General features: G+C 73.4%; 16 protein-coding genes and 1 pseudogene. 9 read left to right on the top strand and 8 right to left on the bottom strand.

Features of this window, described 5'->3' with window-relative positions; genetic code table 11:
- Positions 1-32: 32 nt before the first annotated feature.
- Positions 33-830: a glutamate racemase gene (locus ACFZCD_RS21335; protein WP_391833064.1), complete on the bottom strand. Its 798-nt coding sequence runs from the start codon at positions 828-830 to the stop codon at positions 33-35.
- A gap of 131 nt (positions 831-961) precedes the next feature.
- On the opposite strand from ACFZCD_RS21335, the gene ACFZCD_RS21330 reads away from it, so the two are divergent.
- Entirely contained in the window at positions 962-2,122 is a 1,161-nt protein-coding gene (locus tag ACFZCD_RS21330; protein WP_391833150.1) for a glycosyltransferase, read from the top strand.
- A gap of 13 nt (positions 2,123-2,135) precedes the next feature.
- On the opposite strand, the gene ACFZCD_RS21325 is transcribed toward ACFZCD_RS21330, so the two are convergent.
- The 4 genes from ACFZCD_RS21325 to ACFZCD_RS21310 all read right to left on the bottom strand — a co-directional run bounded on the left by ACFZCD_RS21325 (position 2,136) and on the right by ACFZCD_RS21310 (position 7,601).
- Positions 2,136-3,461, bottom strand: coding sequence for a TerD family protein (locus tag ACFZCD_RS21325; protein ID WP_391833062.1), 1,326 nt, complete (start codon positions 3,459-3,461; stop codon positions 2,136-2,138).
- A gap of 107 nt (positions 3,462-3,568) precedes the next feature.
- Complete coding sequence (locus ACFZCD_RS21320) at positions 3,569-4,987, bottom strand: DUF6777 domain-containing protein (protein WP_391833060.1); 1,419 nt, start codon at positions 4,985-4,987, stop codon at positions 3,569-3,571.
- Positions 4,988-5,179: 192 nt separating this feature from the next.
- A complete protein-coding gene (locus tag ACFZCD_RS21315) occupies positions 5,180-6,685 on the bottom strand; it encodes a serine/threonine-protein kinase (RefSeq protein ID WP_391833058.1) in 1,506 nt (501 codons plus the stop codon).
- Between the two features lie 151 nt (positions 6,686-6,836).
- Positions 6,837-7,601, bottom strand: a complete 765-nt coding sequence (locus tag ACFZCD_RS21310) for a DUF72 domain-containing protein (RefSeq protein WP_391833056.1) — start codon at positions 7,599-7,601, stop codon at positions 6,837-6,839.
- Between the two features lie 157 nt (positions 7,602-7,758).
- On the opposite strand from ACFZCD_RS21310, the gene ACFZCD_RS21305 reads away from it, so the two are divergent.
- From ACFZCD_RS21305 to ACFZCD_RS21295, 3 genes and pseudogenes are all read left to right on the top strand, one after another.
- Positions 7,759-8,193: an HIT family protein gene (locus ACFZCD_RS21305; RefSeq protein ID WP_391833054.1), complete on the top strand. Its 435-nt coding sequence runs from the start codon at positions 7,759-7,761 to the stop codon at positions 8,191-8,193.
- Positions 8,194-8,351: 158 nt separating this feature from the next.
- A pseudogene (locus ACFZCD_RS21300) lies at positions 8,352-8,975 on the top strand (phosphoribosyltransferase); the annotation flags it as partial.
- A 35-nt stretch (positions 8,976-9,010) separates the two neighbouring features.
- Complete coding sequence (locus ACFZCD_RS21295; protein WP_391833052.1) at positions 9,011-9,286, top strand: DUF1876 domain-containing protein; 276 nt, start codon at positions 9,011-9,013, stop codon at positions 9,284-9,286.
- 91 nt (positions 9,287-9,377) lie between these two features.
- Here the strand turns inward: ACFZCD_RS21295 and ACFZCD_RS21290 are convergent, their stop codons facing one another.
- Positions 9,378-10,712, bottom strand: a complete 1,335-nt coding sequence (locus tag ACFZCD_RS21290) for an erythromycin esterase family protein (RefSeq protein ID WP_391833050.1) — start codon at positions 10,710-10,712, stop codon at positions 9,378-9,380.
- 309 nt (positions 10,713-11,021) lie between these two features.
- Here ACFZCD_RS21290 and ACFZCD_RS21285 point away from each other — a divergent pair, with 309 nt between their 5' ends.
- A complete protein-coding gene (locus ACFZCD_RS21285) occupies positions 11,022-12,425 on the top strand; it encodes an amino acid permease (protein ID WP_391833048.1) in 1,404 nt (467 codons plus the stop codon).
- A gap of 157 nt (positions 12,426-12,582) precedes the next feature.
- Here ACFZCD_RS21285 and ACFZCD_RS21280 read toward each other — a convergent pair whose 3' ends face one another.
- Entirely contained in the window at positions 12,583-14,241 is a 1,659-nt protein-coding gene (locus ACFZCD_RS21280; RefSeq protein WP_391833046.1) for an APC family permease, read from the bottom strand.
- Between the two features lie 509 nt (positions 14,242-14,750).
- Between ACFZCD_RS21280 and ACFZCD_RS21275 the strand changes: the two genes are divergently transcribed.
- Positions 14,751-15,113, top strand: coding sequence for a response regulator transcription factor (locus tag ACFZCD_RS21275; RefSeq protein ID WP_391833044.1), 363 nt, complete (start codon positions 14,751-14,753; stop codon positions 15,111-15,113).
- Positions 15,114-15,166: 53 nt separating this feature from the next.
- Here ACFZCD_RS21275 and ACFZCD_RS21270 read toward each other — a convergent pair whose 3' ends face one another.
- Positions 15,167-16,246 carry a hypothetical protein gene (locus ACFZCD_RS21270; protein WP_391833042.1) on the bottom strand — a complete coding sequence of 360 codons (1,080 nt, stop codon included), beginning with the start codon at positions 16,244-16,246 and terminating at the stop codon, positions 15,167-15,169.
- A gap of 215 nt (positions 16,247-16,461) precedes the next feature.
- Here ACFZCD_RS21270 and ACFZCD_RS21265 point away from each other — a divergent pair, with 215 nt between their 5' ends.
- The 3 genes from ACFZCD_RS21265 to ACFZCD_RS21255 all read left to right on the top strand — a co-directional run bounded on the left by ACFZCD_RS21265 (position 16,462) and on the right by ACFZCD_RS21255 (position 19,027).
- A complete protein-coding gene (locus ACFZCD_RS21265; protein ID WP_391833040.1) occupies positions 16,462-17,391 on the top strand; it encodes a CAP domain-containing protein in 930 nt (309 codons plus the stop codon).
- Positions 17,392-17,586: 195 nt separating this feature from the next.
- On the top strand, positions 17,587-18,186 hold the full coding sequence (locus tag ACFZCD_RS21260) for a hypothetical protein (RefSeq protein ID WP_391833038.1): 600 nt from the start codon (positions 17,587-17,589) through the stop codon (positions 18,184-18,186).
- A 133-nt stretch (positions 18,187-18,319) separates the two neighbouring features.
- The gene (locus ACFZCD_RS21255; protein ID WP_391833148.1) at positions 18,320-19,027 is read left to right on the top strand and encodes a CBS domain-containing protein; all 708 of its coding nucleotides are present in this window, start codon (positions 18,320-18,322) and stop codon (positions 19,025-19,027) included.

Genomic DNA, 19,027 nt, shown 5'->3' with positions numbered 1-19,027 from the left:
GATCGGGTGGCCGGAAGGGGACGGCGGGGGCCTCAGGGGCGGACGGCGGCGGCCTCGACGAGGGCGCGGCCCTCGGGGTAGGTGAGGGAGGCCGGGTCGATGGTGCCCTCACGGCCGCTGAGCAGCACCGTCAGGCGCCCGGACGGCTCGGCGTCGGGGGCCGGGGCGGCACCGATGCGGCGCAGCGTCTGGGCGGCCACGGCCTCGGCCGAGCCGTAGAGGGCCAGGCGCGGCACCGCCGGCGACAGCCGGGGCTCAACCGCCGCGCGGATACGCTCCGCGACCAGCTCGTAATGGGTGCAGCCCAGGACGACGCTCCTTACATTGCGGGGCGTGAGGGCGGCTGCGGCGGCGACCGCGGCGTCCACGGCGGCCGAGTCGGCGTACTGGACGGCGTCGGCGAGACCGGGGCAGGGCACCTCCGTGACCTCGACGCCGGCCGCGAAGTCCCGGATCAGACCCCGCTGGTAGGGGCTGCCGGTGGTACCCGGGGTGGCCCAGATGGCGACGGGACCGCCGGCGGCCGCCGCGGGCTTGATCGCGGGCACGGTGCCGATCACCGGGATCCCCGGCTCCAGCTCCGCCCTTATCGCCGCGAGGGCGTGCACGGACGCGGTGTTGCAGGCGACGATCAGCGCGTCGGGGGCGAGCTCGGCCGCGGACCGGGCACAGGCCAGGGCGTGCGCGATGATGTCCTCGGGGGTACGGGGCCCCCACGGCATGCCGTCGGGGTCGGAGGAGAGGACCAGATCGGCGTCCGGTCGCAGCCGTTGCACGGCGGCGGCCGCCGCGAGCAGCCCGTTGCCGGAGTCCATGAGCGCGATCTTCACCCGGTCACTCTAATCGATGGGCGGAAACAGGGGGCCCGGCAGGACGCGTGCCTCGCGCCTCCCGCCCCCGCTTCCTGCGAATTCGCGCAGATGCGCGGCCCTCGTGCGGCAGACTGCGAGGGGTGAGCGCGCTGACTTGGATCACTGTGGGTTCCCTGGCCGCGTGGCTGTGGCTGCTGCTGGGCCAGGGCTTCTTCTGGCGCACGGACGTGCGGCTGCCCGAGCGCACGCCGCCCGCGCAATGGCCGCCGGTGGCGATCGTCGTACCCGCCCGGGACGAGGCGGCGGTCCTGCCGTCGAGCCTGCCGTCCCTGCTGGCCCAGGACTACCCGGGGCGGGCGGAGGTCTTCCTGGTGGACGACGGCAGCTCCGACGGCACCGGGGAGCTGGCCCGGGCCCTGGCGGCCGAGCGCGGCGGCCTGCCGCTGACCGTCGACTCCCCCGGAGAGCCCGAGCCGGGCTGGACGGGCAAGCTCTGGGCCGTGCGGCACGGCATGGCGCTCGCCCGCGCCCGCACCGACGCCACGTACCTGCTCCTCACCGACGCCGACATCGCGCACGAGCCGGACAGCCTGCGCGAGCTCGTCTCGGCGGCCGAGGCGGGCGGCCTCGACCTCGTCTCGCAGATGGCCCGGCTGCGCGTGGCGACCGCCTGGGAGCGGCTGATCGTGCCCGCCTTCGTCTACTTCTTCGCGCAGCTTTACCCGTTCCGCCGGATCAACCGGCCGGGCGCGCGAACCACGGCCGCGGCGGGCGGCTGCGTCCTCCTGCGGCGGGAGGCGGCCGAGCGGGCGGGCGTGCCCGGCAGCATCCGGCAGGCGGTGATCGACGACGTGACGCTCGCCCGGGCCGTGCGGCGCACGGGCGGCCGGATCTGGCTGGGCCTCGCGGACCGCGTGGACAGCGTCCGGCCGTACCCGGGCCTGGGCCCGCTGTGGCGGATGGTCTCGCGCAGCGCGTACGCCCAGCTGCGCCACAACCCGCTGGTCCTGGCCGGGACGGTCGCCGGGCTGGCGGTGGTCTACCTGGTGCCGCCGGTGGCCGTGGTGACGGGCGCCCTGACCGGGGAGACCGCCCTCCTGGCCGCCGGGGCCGCCGCCTGGGCGATCATGGCCGGGACGTACGCGCCGATGCTGCGCTACTACCGGCAGCCGCTCCTGCTGGCACCGCTGCTGCCCGTCACGGCCCTGCTCTACCTGCTGATGACCGTCGACTCGGCCGTCCAGCACTACCGGGGCCGGGGCGCGGCCTGGAAGGGGCGGACGTACGCCCGCCCCGAGGCCGCGCCCTGAGCCGCCCGGCCGGTCACTTGCGGCCCGGCGTCCAGTTCATGCCCCAGCCGTACGCGCGGTCGAGCGTGCGCTGCGGGCTGACGCCGCGGTCGGGCACCAGGTAGCGGGCCTCGCGCTGGACGACGAGGTCGCCGCCGTTGTTGGTGATGAGGGCCAGCGCGCAGACGTTGGAGAGCACGGTGCACTCGTCGAGCGAGAAGTCGACGGGCGCGCCGTGCTGCGGCTGCAGCGTGACCGTGGCGTGCAGGCCGGCGAAGCTCCGGGCGCCCTCGTAGATCGTCACGAAGACGAGGATGCGCCGGAAGTCGTCGATGTGGTCCAGGTTGACCGTGAGGTTCTCGCCGGACTCCACCGCGCCCGTACGGTCGTCGCCGTCGAGGTGGATGAACGGCGGCCGGTGCAGGGAGCCGAAGGAGTTGCCCAGGGCCTGCACCACACCCTTGGAGCCGTCGCGCAGCTCGAAGAGGCAGCCGAGGTCGAGGTCCAGGTCGGCGTGCATGGCCATGGCCTTGCCGAACTTGTGGCCCCAGCCCTTGAACGACTTGCGCACCTCCCAGTTGAGGTTGACGCGCAGCGCCCCGGACGTGCCGCCCTGCTTGGTGAGGGAGACGGTGGGCGCCTCCTTGGTGAGCGTGACCTTCGTCAGGCGCACCGGCTGCGGCGCCGGCGGGGCGGCGGGCGGGGGCGGGGCGACCGGCGGCACGGGCGGCGCCGCGGGGGCCTGGACGGGCGGCGCCGGTATGGCGGCGGCCGGGACCGGTGCGGGGGCGTGGACCGGGGCCTGGACGGGCGGCTGGGCGGGGGCCGGCTGCGGCTCGTCCACGGTGATGCCGTAGTCGGTCGCCAGGCCTTCCAGGCCGCTGCTGTAGCCCTGGCCCACCGCCCGGAACTTCCACTCGCCCTGGCGGCGGTAGAGCTCGCCGAGGACGAACGCCGTCTCGGTCGTGGCATCCGTGCTGTCGAAGCGCGCGAGCTCCGCGCCGCCGGCCGCGTCCACGACGCGGATGTACAGCCCCGGCACCCGGCCGAAGGGGCCGCCGTCGGCGGAGGCGGCCAGCACCACGGTCTCGACGGACGGCTCGACCGCGGCGAGGTCCACGGCGAGGGTGTCGGTCGTCGTGCCGGCGCCGGACGGCCGCTTGCCCTCGTGGCGGACGGCGCCCGAGGGGTGCACGGCCTGGTTGTAGAAGACGAAGTCCGCGTCCGAGCGGACTCTGCCGCCCGTGAGCAGCAGGGCGGAGGCGTCGACGTCCGGCGCCCCGGGGGCCGTGCTCCAGCCCAGCTCGACTCGCACCGCCGGCGCCGGAATCCGGACGTTGGCACCCTTCAGCATCCCCATGCTCACCCCTTGGACGGCCTCTTGCTTGCAGGGACAACGTATCGCGACGGCCGTTTGTCCCTGCTTGGCCGGGATTGGGGATGTACGGCCCCGAGGGGTGCGCGGGTTCAGGGCGAGCCGGTCGCCCGGGGCGGCTCGGCGGGCGGGTGCTCATGGGTGGCCGGAGGGTGCTCATGGGTGGGCGGGGGCGGGGCGTGCGTGGCGGGCGGGGGCGGCGCGTGGGTCTTCGGCGGGGGCGGCGGATCGGGCTTCGCCGCGGTCGGAGCGACCGGTTTCTCCGTCGGCGCCACGGGCCTTCCGGCCGTCGGCGCAACGGGCTTCTCGGCGGTCGGCGCCACAGGCCGCTCGGCGGTCGACGCCACCGGCTTGTGGGTCGCGGTGGGTGCCACCGGCTCGTGGGTCGAGGGCGGCACCACCGGTTTGTGCGTGGTGGGCGGTGCGGCCGGCTTCGTCGTCGCCGGGGCGGTCGCATGCGGCGTCGTCGTACGAGGCGGCGTCGTGTGCGAGGAGCCGGACGAGGGCTCCTTCGGCTTCGACGACCTGCTCGGCCCCGTCGCCGCAGGGGGCTTCGTGACCGGCGGCACGCCCTGCGCGGAGACCCCGCCCGACGGATCGCCGGAGCCGGACGAGCCGGGGGCGGATGAACCGGGACCCGACGAGCCGGGGCCGGACGAGCCGGGGCCGGACGAATCGTCCGGCGGTGACGAGGACTTGTCCGAGGACGACCCCGAGGACGTTCCCCCGCGGCCCGGGCCCTGGGAGCCCCGGGAGCCCGAGGACTCCGCCGCGCCCGGAGAGCTCTGGGGCGTCTTCGGCGGATCCCAGTGGAAGACCTTGCTGTCCTTGCTCCCGTCGCTGCCCACGCCGCGGTCGAAGGCCTTGTCGCCCTGGAAGGGATCGACGAGGGGGATCTGCTTCACCGGACCCTGTTCCTTCGTACGGGCCTTGATGACGGTCACCTCCGTGGCGGTGAACGTCTCCCAGCGGGTCCCCGTGTAACTCGCCGCCTTCACGTCCACGTCACTGTCCGGCTCCAGGAGCGGGTTGCCGCAGTTGCACTTGACGGCGGGCGACGTGTAGTCGTCCACGAGGACGAGCACGCCCTTCTGCAGCACCGACAGGTACTCGCTGGCCTCCCCGTCCCGGAAGTCGTGGTTCCTGACGAGCGTGTCGTACTCCAGGGCCGTCTCCGTGAGGCCGTTGATGTACTCGCCGATCCTGCCCTCGTCGATGTCCTTCACCGCGGCCCACGCCCTGGCCTTGTCGGGGTCGTCGGTGAGCTGCTTGATCAGCGACGCCTTGTCGCAGCGGGTCCGGCCCTGGATCCCACCGAACGCGCCCCGTGCGTCGCCCGCCCGCGCACCGCCGCCGCGGGCGGCGGCGGTGACGCCCCGCAGGTCGGTGTCCGGGTGGTCGGTGAACGGGAACGCGCCCGCCTCCCCGACGGCTTCCAGGACGAGTTGGACGGACTTCTTCCCCGACGAACCGCACCCGGCCAGGCTCGCGCCGGCGATCAGCGCGGGCACGGCGAGGAGGGCGACGGCCTTGCGGCGGTGCCGGCGCTGACACCGGCGCCGGTCGGACGATTTCCGTTGCGCTTCCCGGAACGGATTGATTACCAGCCGCATATGCATCCCCCGAAAGCCGGCCCTTGGTTTCTCCGTCGTTGTCCTCAACACGCGCTTTTCCTCAGCGCAGTTTCCGCAGCGCACTGCTCCTCACCGCGTTGCGCACTTCGTCACCCAGCCCCCGTTGCACGTACTGCCCGGGTTCTTCGTCGGCTCGGTGGTGGGGTAGGTGGGATCGCCGGTGGCTTGGTCCGACGGGCCGGGCTGCGGGCTGGAGTTCTGCGCGTCGTCCGGTGTCTGCGAGTCCGCGGGTTGCGCGGTGCCCGTGGAACCACCGCCCGGCTGCTCCCCGGTGTCCCCCGGCCCGCCCGCGGCCAGCACCCCGGCGACGGTGCCGCCCGCGATGAGGAGCAGCGCCAGCAGCGGTCCCAGGTAGACGGGCCAGCCGCGTCGCGGCGGCGGGCTGGGCAGGGGCACGGGAACGGAGGCCCGGTCGGGTGCCGGATAAGGGGTCTGCACCGCCCCCTGCGCGGCCATCGGATACCCGTACGCCCCGCGGAACGGGTACCCGGCGACGGCCGGCCCGGCCGGGCCCCCGGCGACCGCGCCCGACGTGCTCGTCGGCGCTCCGGGCCCTCCTGGCGCGCCGGGAGGCGGCGGCGTCCCCGACGCGACCGGAGCGCCGTACAGCGGGGCCGCACGACCGGAGCCGGAGCCGGTGGCGGGCCCGGGAGCGGGCGGCGGCAGCGGTGTGGGTGTGGGAGCGGCGATCGCGGTCGGAACGTATCCGGTCGGCTCGGGCCTTCCCCAGTCGGGCTGGGTGAGCATCTGGCCGGCGGCGACGGCGTCCAGCAGGCGCAGTGCCTCGGTCGAACCCATGCGCGTCTGCGGGTCCTTGCGGAGGAGGCCTTCGAGGAGCGGGGTGAGCGGTCCGGCGCGCCGCGGCGTCGGAAGGTCGTCCTGGACGACGGCCTGCAGGGTGCCGATCGCCGACGGACGGCGGAAGGGCGAGACGCCTTCGACGGCCGAGTACAGCGTGGCACCCAGGGACCACAGGTCCGAGGGGGTGCCGGGCCGTTCCCCCAGGGCGCGTTCGGGCGCCAGGTAGTCGGGGGAGCCGATGAGGTCGCCGGTGCGGGTGAGGGTGCCGGAGCCCTCCACCAGGGCGATGCCGAAGTCGGTCAGGACGACGCGGCCGCCGGGCTCCAGCAGGACGTTGGCGGGCTTGACGTCGCGGTGCAGGACGCCGGACGAGTGCGCGCTGCGCAGCGCCTGCAGGACCATGGAGCCGACCTTGGCGGCCTCCTTGGGGCTGAGCACGCCTTCGTGCTGCAGGATCTCGGCGAGCGACCGGCCGCGGACGAACTCCATGACGATCCAGGGACGGCCCTCCTGCTCGACCACGTCGTGGACCGTGATGACGTTGGGGTGGCTGATGCGGGCGGCGGCCCGGGCCTCCTGCTTCAGGCGCGCGTAGAGGGTGCGGACGTCCTGGTCGCTCATGTGGTCGGGGGCCCGGACCTCCTTGGCGGCGACCTCCCGGTCGAGGAGTTCGTCGACCGCGCGCCAGACGACGCCCATGCCGCCGCTGCCCAGCTGGTCGATAAGCCGGTACCGGCCGGCCAGTAACGGGTGTCGCTGCTGTTCGCCGTCCACGCCGTGCGCCCCCTTCCCCGTACGCACGGCACACCGGGCCGTGCGCAATTTCGGGCCACACCGGCTGGGACGAGACAGGTGCGTCCGGCGTTCCCGGTTCCGCGGCCGTCCGGGAGACACCCGGCGCACCGGCCGGCGCACCGGTGCGGGCTCAGGCGCGCGTTTCCGGCGTACGGCTCACCTTGCGCCCGAGCTTGGCCGCTGCGCGGGCGAACACGACGGCGTCGTGGACGGCCGCCCCGCCGGGGTCGTTGTTGAAGTAGGCGTAGACGTGGGCGCGGTCGGGCCAGGTGTCGGCGATGCGGCCGGCCCAGCTCGCGAGCGCCGTCCGGCCGTAGCGCGGCCAGGGCCGGGCGCGTCCGCTGTGGAAGCGCACGTACCCCCAAGGCGCGGTGCGCCACAGCGGGGTGACGGGCCGGGAGCCGTGGTCGGCCCAGCAGAGGGCGGCGCCGTGGCTGCGCAGGACGGCGCGCACCTCGTCGGTCCACCAGGAGTCGTGGCGGGGCTCGACGGCGACGCGGACGCCGCCGGGGAAGCAGCCGAGCGCGGTGTCCAGGAGCGCCGGGTCGGCCTGCAGGGTGGGCGGCAGCTGGAGGAGGACGGGGCCCAGCCGGTCGCCCAGCCCGGCGGCGTGCCGCATCAGCCGCGCGACCGGCTCCTCCGGCTCGCGCAGCCGCTTGATGTGGGTCAGGTAGCGGCTCGCCTTGACGGCCATGACGAAGTCCCCGGGCGTGCGGTCGTGCCAGCCGGCGAAGGTCCCGGGCGGCGGCAGCCGGTAGAAGGCGTTGTTGTTCTCGACCGTCGCGAACCGCCGCGCGTACTCCTCCAGCCACAGCCGCTGCGGGCAGCCGTCCGGGTAGAGGACGCCGCGCCAGTCCTTGTACTGCCAGCCCGAGGTTCCGACGTGGAGAGGCATGGGTGAACCCTGCCCCGGCCGCCCGGACGCGTCACGGGCGGCCGGCGAGGAACGCCGGATCGGCGGCGTGGCGGGCCCGGCCGGGTGTGGGCCGGGCCGGGGCGGGGACGGGGCGGGGACGGGGCGGGGACGGGGCGGCTGCGGTTGACTGGAGCACATGGACGAGGCTGCCTGCATCTTCTGTGAGATCGCCGCGGACGGCTCGGCCGGGCACCGGGTCTTCGAGGACGGCACGGCGGTCGCCTTCCTGGACGCCCGGCCGCTCTTCCCCGGCCACGTGCTGGTGGTGCCCCGGCGGCACGCCGAGACGCTCACCGACCTCTCCGCCGACGAGGTGGGGCCGTTCTTCGCCCGGGTGCAGCGGATCGCGGCGGCCGTGGAGCGCGGGATGGGGGCCGCGGGGTCGTTCGTGGCCGCGAACAACCGGGTGAGCCAGTCGGTGCCGCACTTCCACGTGCACGTCGTGCCGCGCAACCGCAAGGACGGGCTGCGGGGCTTCTTCTGGCCGCGGGGACGCTACGCCTCCGACGAGGAGGCTGCGGAGGTGGCGGCGCGGCTCCGGGCCGCACTGGAGGCGGGTGGCGAGTCCTGAGGCTCGTGCCCTGAAGCTCGTGCCCTGAGTCCCATGCCCCCGGCGCCCGTCCCCCGGTACCCGTGCCCTGACGTGGACGATCGGCCGGAATCTGACCATATTGGAGGTATGGCTTCCCTCGTTCTCCGGAGCGCCGCCCCCGGGAGAAGAGGTGGATCATGAGATTCCGTGACCGCGTGGACGCCGGCCGGCGCCTGGCCGAGCGGCTGGGTCACCTGCGCGCCGAGCGTCCCGTCGTCCTGGGCCTGCCGCGGGGCGGAGTCCCCGTTGCCTACGAGGTCGCCCGGGCGCTCGGCGCCCCCATGGACGTGGTGCTCGTGCGCAAGCTTGGGGTGCCCTTCCACGAGGAGCTGGGGTTCGGCGCGATCGGCGAGGGCGGGGTGCGGGTCGTGCACAGCGACATCGTCCGGATGAGCCGTGTGGAGGAGGACGACCTCGCCGAGGTGCAGCAGCGCGAGGAGGCCAACCTCGCCCGCCAGGCCGAGCGGTTCCGCGGCGGCCGCGAGCGCATCCCCCTGAAGGGCCGCACCGCGATCGTGGTCGACGACGGCGTCGCGACCGGCGCCACGGCGTCGGCCGCCTGCCGGGTCGTACGGGCCCAGGAGGCGGCCCGGGTGGTGCTGGCCGAGCCGGTGGCGGCGCCGGACGCGGCGGAGGCGCTCCGTGCGGAGGTGGACGAGCTGGTCTGCCTCAGCACTCCGTCCGTCTTCTTCGCGGTCGGCGAGTGGTACCAGGACTTCTCCCAGACCCCGGACGAGGAAGTGATCGACCTGCTGGAGCGCAACAGGGCGGCAGTGGCGGATCCCGGAGGTGTGTGATGACCACGGAGAAGATCGTCGAGAGCCCCATCGACATGGAGTTCCGCGAGGCGGGCGCACTGACCCAGGCGGCGGTGCGGCTGCACATGCACGACGGCTCGGACTTCACGGCGGTCGGGGTGACCAACCGCAATCCTGCCGACCCCTCCCAGCAGCGCGTCGGCGAGGAGGTCGCGGCGGCACGCGCGCTGCGCGACCTGTCCGAGCAGCTGCTCGACAAGGCGGGTGTGGACATCGAGGAGAGCACGCACGTGGCGACGCGGCTGAACCACTGAGAGGGACCGGGCAGGCAGCCCGCCCGGTCCCCGCGGGCACCGGATGCGGGCATCCGATGCAGGTGTCGGATACAGGCGTCAGGTACGGGCGTCAGATGTCGATGCCGTCGGCGACCCTGGAGGACGGTACGCAGAGCGTCCCGTCGTAGGCCTCGGCCACCGGGGCTTGCAGGTACGAGCTCTGCAGCCGGATCCGGTCGGGGCCGCCGCCGTCGCACCCGCGTGCGGCCCGCAGGCCGGCCAGGGCGGGGGTCCGGCCGAGGCCCGCGGCGGCGAAGGCGGCCTCGATGCTCCCCTGCTCGGGCGGTTCCAGCGCCGTGTCGTCCACGGTGAAGCCGAACCGGGCGCCCTCGTCCAGGCGCATCTCCGCGGTGCGGCCGCCGATGCTCGTCACCCCGAGGGCGAAGTAGCCGTCACCCAGGGCCCGGTGGAGGTACTGGCCCATCGGCAGGGCGGCCGGGTACCCGTCGCAGCGGACGGGCTCCCTCTGCAGGTGGGCGTTGTGCGCCATCAGCACGACGCGCGCGCCGGGTTCGGCACGCTCCAGGTGCCACAGGACGGAGCCGGCCATGTAGGCGTCCCGGGCGGAGGCGTCGGCGGTGAGGCCGGAGCCGGCGAAGAGGGCGGCCATGGCGCGGACGGTGTAGTCGCCCTGGCACGCCGCTTCCAGCCGCCGGAGGGCGACGTCGTACGCGTGCCGGCCGGTGCGGGCGACCTGCAGGGGTTCGGTGGCGCGGAAGCGGATGAGGAGGCGGGCGAGGGCGGCCGTGAGGGTGTCCTGCTCGGTGGCGTCCAGGCGCGCCCAGGCGGGCGCGGCGGCGGCCGCGGACTCCCCGGCGAACCGCTCGGCGAGCCCGATGGCGGTCCGGGCGAGCGGCAGCGCCTCGGGGTCGGCCTCGCGGAGGTGGGCGGCGACCGGGAGCAGCGCGGGCAGCAGCGATCCGCCCGCGGACGGGATGTCGACGCCGGCGAAGCCCACGGGCCGGGCCGCGCCGCGGTTGTGCAGGCGCAGCGCGCGCAGCGGCTCCTGGATGCCCATGGGCAGGGCCGCCGTGGTGATCCGTTCGAGGTCGTCGTCCGGCCCGGCGCCGCGGACCCAGTCGTCGAGGGCGACGGCTTCGCTGAGTCCGTACTCGAAGGCGAGGACGGTGAAGCCGCAGCGCTCGACGAGGAACCGCAGGAGGCGTCGGCGGACGAGGCCGAACTCGTGGATGAAGTGCGAGTTCTCGCCGATGCCGACGACGCGGGCGTCGCCGATGAGGTCGCGCAGGGGCTCCAGGTCGTCGAGCGGTGCGTCCGGGTCGAGGGTGCCGAGCGTGGTGGTGAGTTCCCGCAGCCGGCGGGCGAACTGGTCGCAGTCGGCGGACGGGTGGGGCTGAGAAGGCTGGGAAGGCCGGGCAGGCTGAGAAGGCCGGGAAGAAGGCATGCTGAAGGCTCGTCTCTCGGTGAAGGAGGTGCGATTGCGGTCACCGGTGCGGGGCGCGCCCGGAAGGGCGGCCCCCTGAGAGCGTCAGCGGAAGAGTGTGCCTGGAACCATGACGGGCACCCTAATCACGGTCGCCCGGCCGCCGCCACGGAATATCCGCCGTGCCGCCTTGTACCGTCCTCGGATGGACTGCTTCGAAACGATCACCCTCGGTGAGGGGACTGTCCGGATAACGGACGAGTTAACCGGATCTCCACCCGCCTGCCCATACTCGAACATCCCGATCTCGCATAATGGACAGGCACGACCATGAGCCGGACAGACACCACCTCTCCCCCGACCACGGAGGGCGCCCCGCAGCAGGGGTCGCCGCTCTCGAACGGGCTCAAGCAGCGGCACCTCTCGATGATCGCCCTCGGCGGCGTCATCGGCGCGGGCCTCTTCGTGGGCTCCGGCGCCGGCATCGCCGCCGCCGGTCCGTCGATCGTGCTCGCGTACGCCGCGTCCGGCCTGCTCGTGATGTTCGTGATGCGGATGCTCGGCGAGATGTCCGCCGCCAACCCCGCCTCCGGTTCCTTCTCCGTCCACGCCGACCGGGCGATCGGCCCGTGGGCCGGCTTCACCGCGGGCTGGATGTTCTGGACCCTGCTGGTGGTGGGCGTGGCGATCGAGGCGATCGGCGCGGCCCACATCGTGCAGGGCTGGCTCCCCGGCACCCCGTCGTGGATGTGGGTCCTGGTCTTCATGGCGCTGTTCTGCGGCAGCAACCTGGCCGCGGTCTCGAACTTCGGCGAGTTCGAGTTCTGGTTCGCCGCCCTGAAGATCGGCGCCATCGCGCTCTTCCTGATCCTGGGCGCGCTCGCCGTCCTCGGCGTCCTGCCGGGCAACGACTCCCCCGGCGCCGCCCACCTCCTGCACGACGGCGGCTTCCTGCCCACGGGCGTGAACGGCCTGCTGATCGGCCTGCTGGCCTCGCTCGCCGCCTACGGCGGCCTGGAGACGGTCACCATCGCCGCCGCCGAGGCGAAGGACCCGGTGCGCGGCGTCGCCCGGGCCGTGAAGACGACGATGTGGCGGATCGGCATCGTCTACGTCGGCTCGATGCTGATGATCGTCACGCTGATCCCGTGGAACGACGAGTCCGTCACGGAGAGCGGCCCGTACGCGGCCGTGCTCGACCGCCTCGGCGTCCCCGGCGGCGGGCAGATCATGAACGTCGTCGTCCTGGTCGCCCTGCTGTCGGCGATGAACGCCAACATCTACGGCTCCTCGCGCATGGCCTACTCGCTGGTCTCCCGCGGGCAGGGGCCCAAGGCGCTGGGCAAGGTCTCCGGCGGGGTGCCGCGCCGCGCGGTGCTCGCCTCGTCCGCCTTCGGCTTCTTCGCCGTGCTCCTGTCGTACTGGTACCCCACCACGGTCTTCGCCTGGCTCCTGAACATGGTCGGCGGCGTCGTGCTGGTGGTGTGGGGCTTCATCGCCGCCTCCCAGCTGGTGCTGCGCCGCCGGCTGGAGCGCGAGGAGCCCGGCAAGCTGGTGGTGCGGATGTGGGCCTTCCCGTACCTGACCTGGCTGACGCTGGCCGGGGTCGCGGGGGCCCTGGTCCTCATGCTGCTGGAGGACGACACCCGGGTGCAGCTGTACTCGACCGGCGGCCTGGCAACGGCCCTGGCCGTGATCGGGTACGTGCAGCAGCGGGCGGCCGCCAAGAAGTGACGCCTGCGCTCGGCGCACCCGGAGTACGGCGAAGGCCGGTTCCCCGTAACAGGGGAACCGGCCTTCGCCGTACGGACGGGACTCGCCGGCCCGGGCCGCACGCGGCGGGCCGGCGTTGCGGCCGAAGCGAGTCGCCCCGCCGCAACGGCAGGGAGGCCTACGAAGCGGCGGCGGCCGTCTCGCGCTCGCGCTCCTGCGCCGGGACGGCGGCGGGCCCGGCGCCCGCACCGGAGAGCACCGGGTCGGGCCCCGGCAGGCCCGCTCGGTGGGCCTGGACGCCCGCGCGCACCGCCCAGAAGTAGAAGCCCAGGGCCGAGACCCCGACCAGAGCCGTGTCGAGGCCGCCCGGGATCACGCCGTGGCCGCCGAAGTCGGGGCTGCCGAGGGCCGACAGCAGGGACAGCCACAGCAGGAAGCCGACCATCCACCAGGCGGGCGCGAACTGGCGGCGCAGGTTCTCGCCCCGGCGGCGCAGCACGACCGCGGCGATGGGGACCGAGACCAGGGTGAGCAGGGTGACCTTGCCGGTGTTGGGCCACTTCGACCAGTACAGGGCGCAGGCCGCGAAGGCGAAGATCAGCGGGCAGAGGACCCGGGCGGCGGGGAGCCGGAAGGGGCGCGGCAGCTCGGGCTTGGTCTTCCGGAAGACGCCGACCGCGATGGGGCCCATGAGGTAGGAGACGACCATCGCGGCGGAGACGACGCTGGCCAGGGCCTCCCAGCTGTGGCCGATGGTCAGCAGCAGCAGGACGGAGAAGCCCAGGTTGAGCCACATGGCGGGGCGGGCGACGCCGTAGCGGGGGTGCACCTCGGCGATCTTCTTGGGGAAGAAGCCGGTGTCGGCGAGGTTCTGCGCCAGGTAGGCGGAGGAGGCGACGTTGCCGATGTTGGCGCCGTTGGGCGAGATGAAGGCGCCGAACTGGAGCATGGTGACGACCCAGTGCAGCATCAGCAGCTTGGCGAGGTCGGCGAAGGGCGAGGCGAAGTCGATGCCGCTCCAGCCGCCGGCCTCGGCGAGCTTCTCGGGCGGGACGGCGCCGAGGAAGGCGACCTGCAGGGCGAGGTAGATGACCAGGCCGAGGGAGAGCGCGCCGACGAGGGCGAGCGGGATGGCGCGGCCGGGGTTCTTGGCGTTGCCGCCGAGGTTGACGACGGCCTGGAAGCCGTTGAAGGCGAACACGACGCCGGAGGCGGTGACGGCGGTGAGCACGGCGGACCAGCCGTTGGGGGCGAAGCCGCCGTGCGCGGTGAAGTTGTCCGTGTGGAAGCCGGAGGCGATGAGCGCGCCGACGGCGAGGACCGGGATGGCGAACTTGACCAGGGTCAGCAGGTTGTTGGCGCGTGCCAGCAGTTCGACGGACCAGTAGCAGGCGAGCCATAGGGCGACGGTCAGGAAGAGGGCCGTCGCGACACCGGTGCCGGTGAGGTGACCGCCGGAGACCAGGCCCCGGGCCCAGCCGAAGCTCCACGAGGACATGTACTGGGTGCCCGCGATGGCCTCGATCGGGATCAGCGAGGCGGTCGCGATCCACACGGCCCAGCCCGTGATGAAGCCGAGCACCGGGCCGTGCGAGATGGAGCCGAAGCGGGCCATCGCGCCGGGCAGCGGGTAGGCGGCGCCGACCTCCGCGTACGACATGGCGATCATGCCGATGAAGACCGCACCGATCACCCAGGCGACCAGCGCGGCCGGCCCCGCGACCCGCGCCGCCTGACCGGCTCCGAAGAGCCAGCCGGAGCCGAAAATGGACCCCAGCCCGATCATGATCAGGGCGAAGAGACTGAGGCCTTTTCGATTGGCCGCGCTCAGATCCACGACGTGCATTCCGTTCTGCCGGAGACAAAGTCTGGCGGCAGCCCTGCGCACCGTTGCGGTCCGTGCGGCTGCCGTCCCTTTTCGTCGGCTCGCGCCGACAGACGACTTCGTCTTCCGGGCCGAACCTTCCGGGCTGAGCGGAATTCAGCCGCGCGCCAAAGAGAAATTCGATCAGCGGTGGTCCGGGCTCACTTGCGACGAGATCACCGAGGACGCAAAAGCGACGCGCGTCATCGTACGACAATCGGCGGACCGTTCTCCAATCGGCCCCTGACCTGCTCTTTTCTTTCGACGTGAACATGCCGCGGGAGCTTTTTGCGTGACCGGTCACATGCTTTCCGTGACTTTCAGGCAAGGCGTCCGGAAATACTTTTCCGAATTTTTGTGACAGGACACCGGAGCGGCGGAACCCGGACCGCCGTCCGCCCGTCGTTCCGCCCGGCACCCGTCGGATTCAGGCCTTGGGACCCCGTACGGACCGGCCCGGTCCCCGCACGGGTCGACGCGCATTGACTCGACGTTCGAACTCCGGCTCATCCAGGAGTCCTCCGACGCCCCGGGCCGCTTCCTCGCGGTGGAACCAACAGTCGCCGGCCGCCCTCGAAGCGGCCCGGCGCAATGACGCCCCCGCCCTGGACCGCGGTGTCCACCCCGCTCACCGCCCACCGGGAGCCCCGGCCGAGCCCCTGGGCGAGCCCGAGCGTGCCCTCCTCTCGTTCATCGCCCAGGGCCACACCGACGAGTCCGCGGCCGCGCAGCTCCACGTCTCACCGCGCACGGCCCGCCGGATGACGGCCTCGATCATGGAGCGCCTGGGCGCCCGCAGCCGCTTCGAAGCCGGCCTGAAGGCGGCCCGGCTCGGCTGGCTCTGAGACCGGTCGCGACCGGCCCGCCGCCGTGAGCGATGGCCACGGCGGCGTCTCGGTCAGGGGTTCTCCTGCAGGGTCAGGCCGTAGTAGTCGACGTGGTAGTCCCCCACCCGCTGCGCGTGGTCGCTCAGGCTGAGGTCCTCCGGGGAGGAGACACCCAGGTCGCGCAGGGTGCCGACCATCATCCGGGCCAGCCGGGGGCCGTCCGCCTCGCCTATGCCGAAGTCCCCCGAGTGGTAGGGCGCTTCGATCCAGTGGTCCAGGGCGGCCGGGCGGGTGGTGTGCGGGATCCAGCCGAAGGAGGCGGGGTCGGTGACGCCGTCTCCGGTCCGCACCGGTTCGTAGGCGATTTCCAGCCGGTCACCGCACACGAGGTGGAAGAGGACCGGACCGTAGGTGCCGGGCACCAGGGCGTGGAAGCCCAGGTCCAGCTCGATGCCGAGGGCGTGGGTCTCGGCCGGGAGCGTGTGGAGGAAGTCGCCGAGGGCGCGGGAGAAGACGTCCCAGTCGTCGGTGCGCCAGCGGCCCGGGAAGCCCAGGCCCGCGTTGGCGGGGGTGCGGCGGGAACCGAAGAACCCGCCGAGGGCGTAGTCCTCGCCGTGCCCCTGCCGCCAGAACCAGTTCTCCACCGGGTCGGTCGGCTGGAGCAGCAGCTCGGGGCCGTGCTCGCCGGCGTGCAGCTCCAGGGTGTTCTCCGGCGCGCGCCAGCGGAGGAAGGGGCTGCCCCACAGCGGGGCGGAGTCGTAGAAGGGGCCGGGGTCGCCGTACGCGCCCATGACGGGGGCGGGGCCGAACTCCTGCGTCAGCGCCTCGGCAACCGCGCGGAAGGCCTCGGCCTTGCCCGCCGCACCGCCCTCCGGCAGCGCGACGGGCACGTACAGCCCCACGTACTCCGCGCCGCCGTGCACGTAGTCCTTCTCGAAGCGGTCCACCGGGCGCAGCCGGGGCGTCCGCCGCGGGCACGCCTCCGCCTCCGGATCCGTGGCCAACTGCGGGCCGGCGGGGCCGTCGCGCCACTCCCAGCCGAGGCTCTCCACCACTGCCCGCAGCGCCGGTCCGCTCCAGCCGCCGGTCTCCGCCGTCCTCAGCCGCCGTGCCAGCTCCACCACGCGCGCCTCGTCCCAGGCCCCCGTCATCGCGAACTCCTCGTTCCGTTCGGTCCCGGTCCGTTCGGTCCCGGTCCCCTCCGTGCCAGTGCGACGACCTTGCCACACGGCACTGACAAGAGGCTCAACGGCACTGACAAGAGGCTCATCGAGGAAGTTCACGAATTTCTGTTATCGGGTTCCGTTCCGGGCGTCTCCTGAGTGTTGGACCAGTACGCAGTGACCCGACACCGGAAGTGATCCACGTGAATCGTGAACCCCAGACTCCGTCGCTCGACCCGGCATCCGACGGCGCCCGGCACCCGCGCCGCCACCGTGGCCGGCGCCCCCGGCGGGCCATGGTCATAGGCGGGACGGTGGGGCTGATAGCCGTCGTGGGCGGCGGCTACGGCGTGGCCCAGTCGCTGTCGGGCGGCGGGGAGACCCACGCGAGCGCTCCGGCGGATTCCGGTCCGGCCGCGGACCGGACGACGGAGCCGTCGAAGGACCCCCTCTCCCTGGCGGCGGGGGGTCCGTCGGCTCCCGGCAAGCCCAGTCCGTCTCCGAGCGCGAGCGTCTCGAAGGCCGCGAAGGCCTCGAAGGAGAGCCAGGGCCAGGAGAAGAAGGACGGTACCGAGAGCGGGAGCCGGGCCGCGGAGAAGCCGGGCGACCGGGCGTCCGCCAAGACCGGAGAGGCGCCGTCGACGAGCAGGGGCAACGGCGATGGCAACAACGACAGCGGCAGCAACGGCTCCGGCAGCCATCGCAAGCCTTCGGCCGGTGGTGGCGGCACCCGGGCCGGCGGCGCGAACGGCACGTACGTGCAGCAGGTCGTGGACATGGTCAACGACGAGCGCGCGAAGGCCGGCTGCTCACCGGTCTCCGTCAACGCGAAGCTGCAGGCGGCGGCCCAGGGCCACTCCGACGACATGGCCGCCCGGGACTACTACGACCACACCAGCCCGGACGGCAAGAGCCCCGGCGACCGGATCACCGCCGCCGGATACCACTGGAGCACGTACGGCGAGAACATCTTCAAGAGCCCCAGGGACGCCCGCACGGCCATGGACGGCTGGATGAAGAGCCCCGGCCACCGCGCCAACATCCTCAACTGCTCCTTCAAGGAGATCGGCGTGGGCATCAACTTCGCGTCGAACGGCCCGTGGTGGACGCAGAACTTCGGCGCGTCCTCCTGACCGGACCCGCTCGCGGGCCCGGCCGCCGCCCGGCCCCGGCACCCCCGGCTCCTACCACGCCGGGGCCGCCACGACCGCTGTTCACGCGGCAGTGACGCCCTTCTCACACTCAGTGCCGGACGGGCTGACATTCGTGGTGCTCTCCGGTGTCCTTCCCCTCGTCAGGCACGAAGTGACCACGACGACGGGACGGACATGAACAGACCCTTGGCGTACCTCGGATCGAAGACGGCGGCGGTCCGGGGCCGCATCGCCGCCGCCGTGGGGGCGGTCGCACTGATCGCGGCCGCCCTCACCGGCACCGCCGCCGCCGGCACGGCCACCGCAGCACCGGCCCCGGACTGGCGGCTGTCGGGCAAGTGGTCCTGTTCCGGCGCTCCCGTCCCCGCCGGCTGGGTCATCACCGGCTACGACCGCTCGGGTTGCAACGGCATCGGCGCCTGGTACCAGCAGCCCGTGAAGGACGGCATCTGGACCTGCTCCGGCTCGCCGATCGTGTCCGGCTACGTCATCACCCGGTACGACCGCGGCGGCTGCAGCGGCATCGGCGCCTGGTACCACGAGCTGGCCCGCAACGGCCGCTGGACCTGCTCGGGCTCCCCCATCCCGCCCGGCTACGTCACGACCAACTACCAGCGCACCGGCTGCAGCGGCATCGGCGCCTGGTACCACGAGCTCGTCCGCAACGGCATGTGGACCTGCTCCGGCTCGCCCATCCCGCCCGGCTACCGCAGCACCACGTTCATGAGCGGCGGCTGCGGCGGCGTCGGCGCCTGGTACACCGTACGCGCCTGACCTCCCGGCCCCCTGCACACCACACGGCCGAGGACCCATGGCCCCCGGTCACCGGGCCGACCGGCCCAAGCCGGGACCGGGCTCCGGGCACCAGCCTGTTGGTGAACACCCGGATGCAGAGGAGCCGAACATGCTGGAGCATCGCACGGTCGACGAGCTCATGACCCGGAACGTGGTCCACGTGCACCCGGACACACCGTTCAAGGAGATCGTCAGGAAGCTCGAGGACTACGACGTCACGGCCGTGCCGGTCGTGGACAGCAACGGCCGGGTGGTCGGCGTGGTCTCCGAGGCCGACCTGATGCACAAACCCGCCGGTCTGCCCGACCCCTTCGGTCTCCTCCCCCTCCCGCACATCCGTCCCGCTGAACGGGCGAAGGCCGGGGGTGCACGGGCCGGCGAGCTCATGACCGCTCCCCCGGTGTGTGCCCGGCCCGGGTGGAACATGGTGGAGACGGCCCGCGTGATGGCGGCACGGAAGGTCAAGCGCCTGCCCGTGGTCGACGAGACCTTCAGGCTCCTCGGGATCATCAGCCGCTCGGACGTCCTCCGGATCTACCTGCGCGACGACGCCGCCATCCGCTCCGAGATCGAACGCGACCTGCTGGAGCGGACCATGGGGCTGGCGCCGTGGGCGGTGACCGCCGCGGTGTCGGAGGGTCAGGTCACCCTCACCGGCACCGTGGAAGCGGAGGCCAGGAGCGTGATTCCGGTGATCGAGCGCCTGTGCCGCACGGTGGACGGGGTCGTATCGGTCGACCAGCGCATCTCGTACGCCGGGGAGGACACGGCGGCGGCCGCTCCCCGCCGGGCCCGGACAGCCACTCCGCGGAAGGGCTGA

The sequence above is a fragment of the Streptomyces sp. NPDC008001 genome, from assembly GCF_042958085.1.
Taxonomy (GTDB): Bacteria; Actinomycetota; Actinomycetes; order Streptomycetales; family Streptomycetaceae; genus Streptomyces.
The sequence above is the reverse complement of the archived record's forward strand: the minus strand, read 5'-3'. Positions and strand labels throughout refer to the sequence as shown.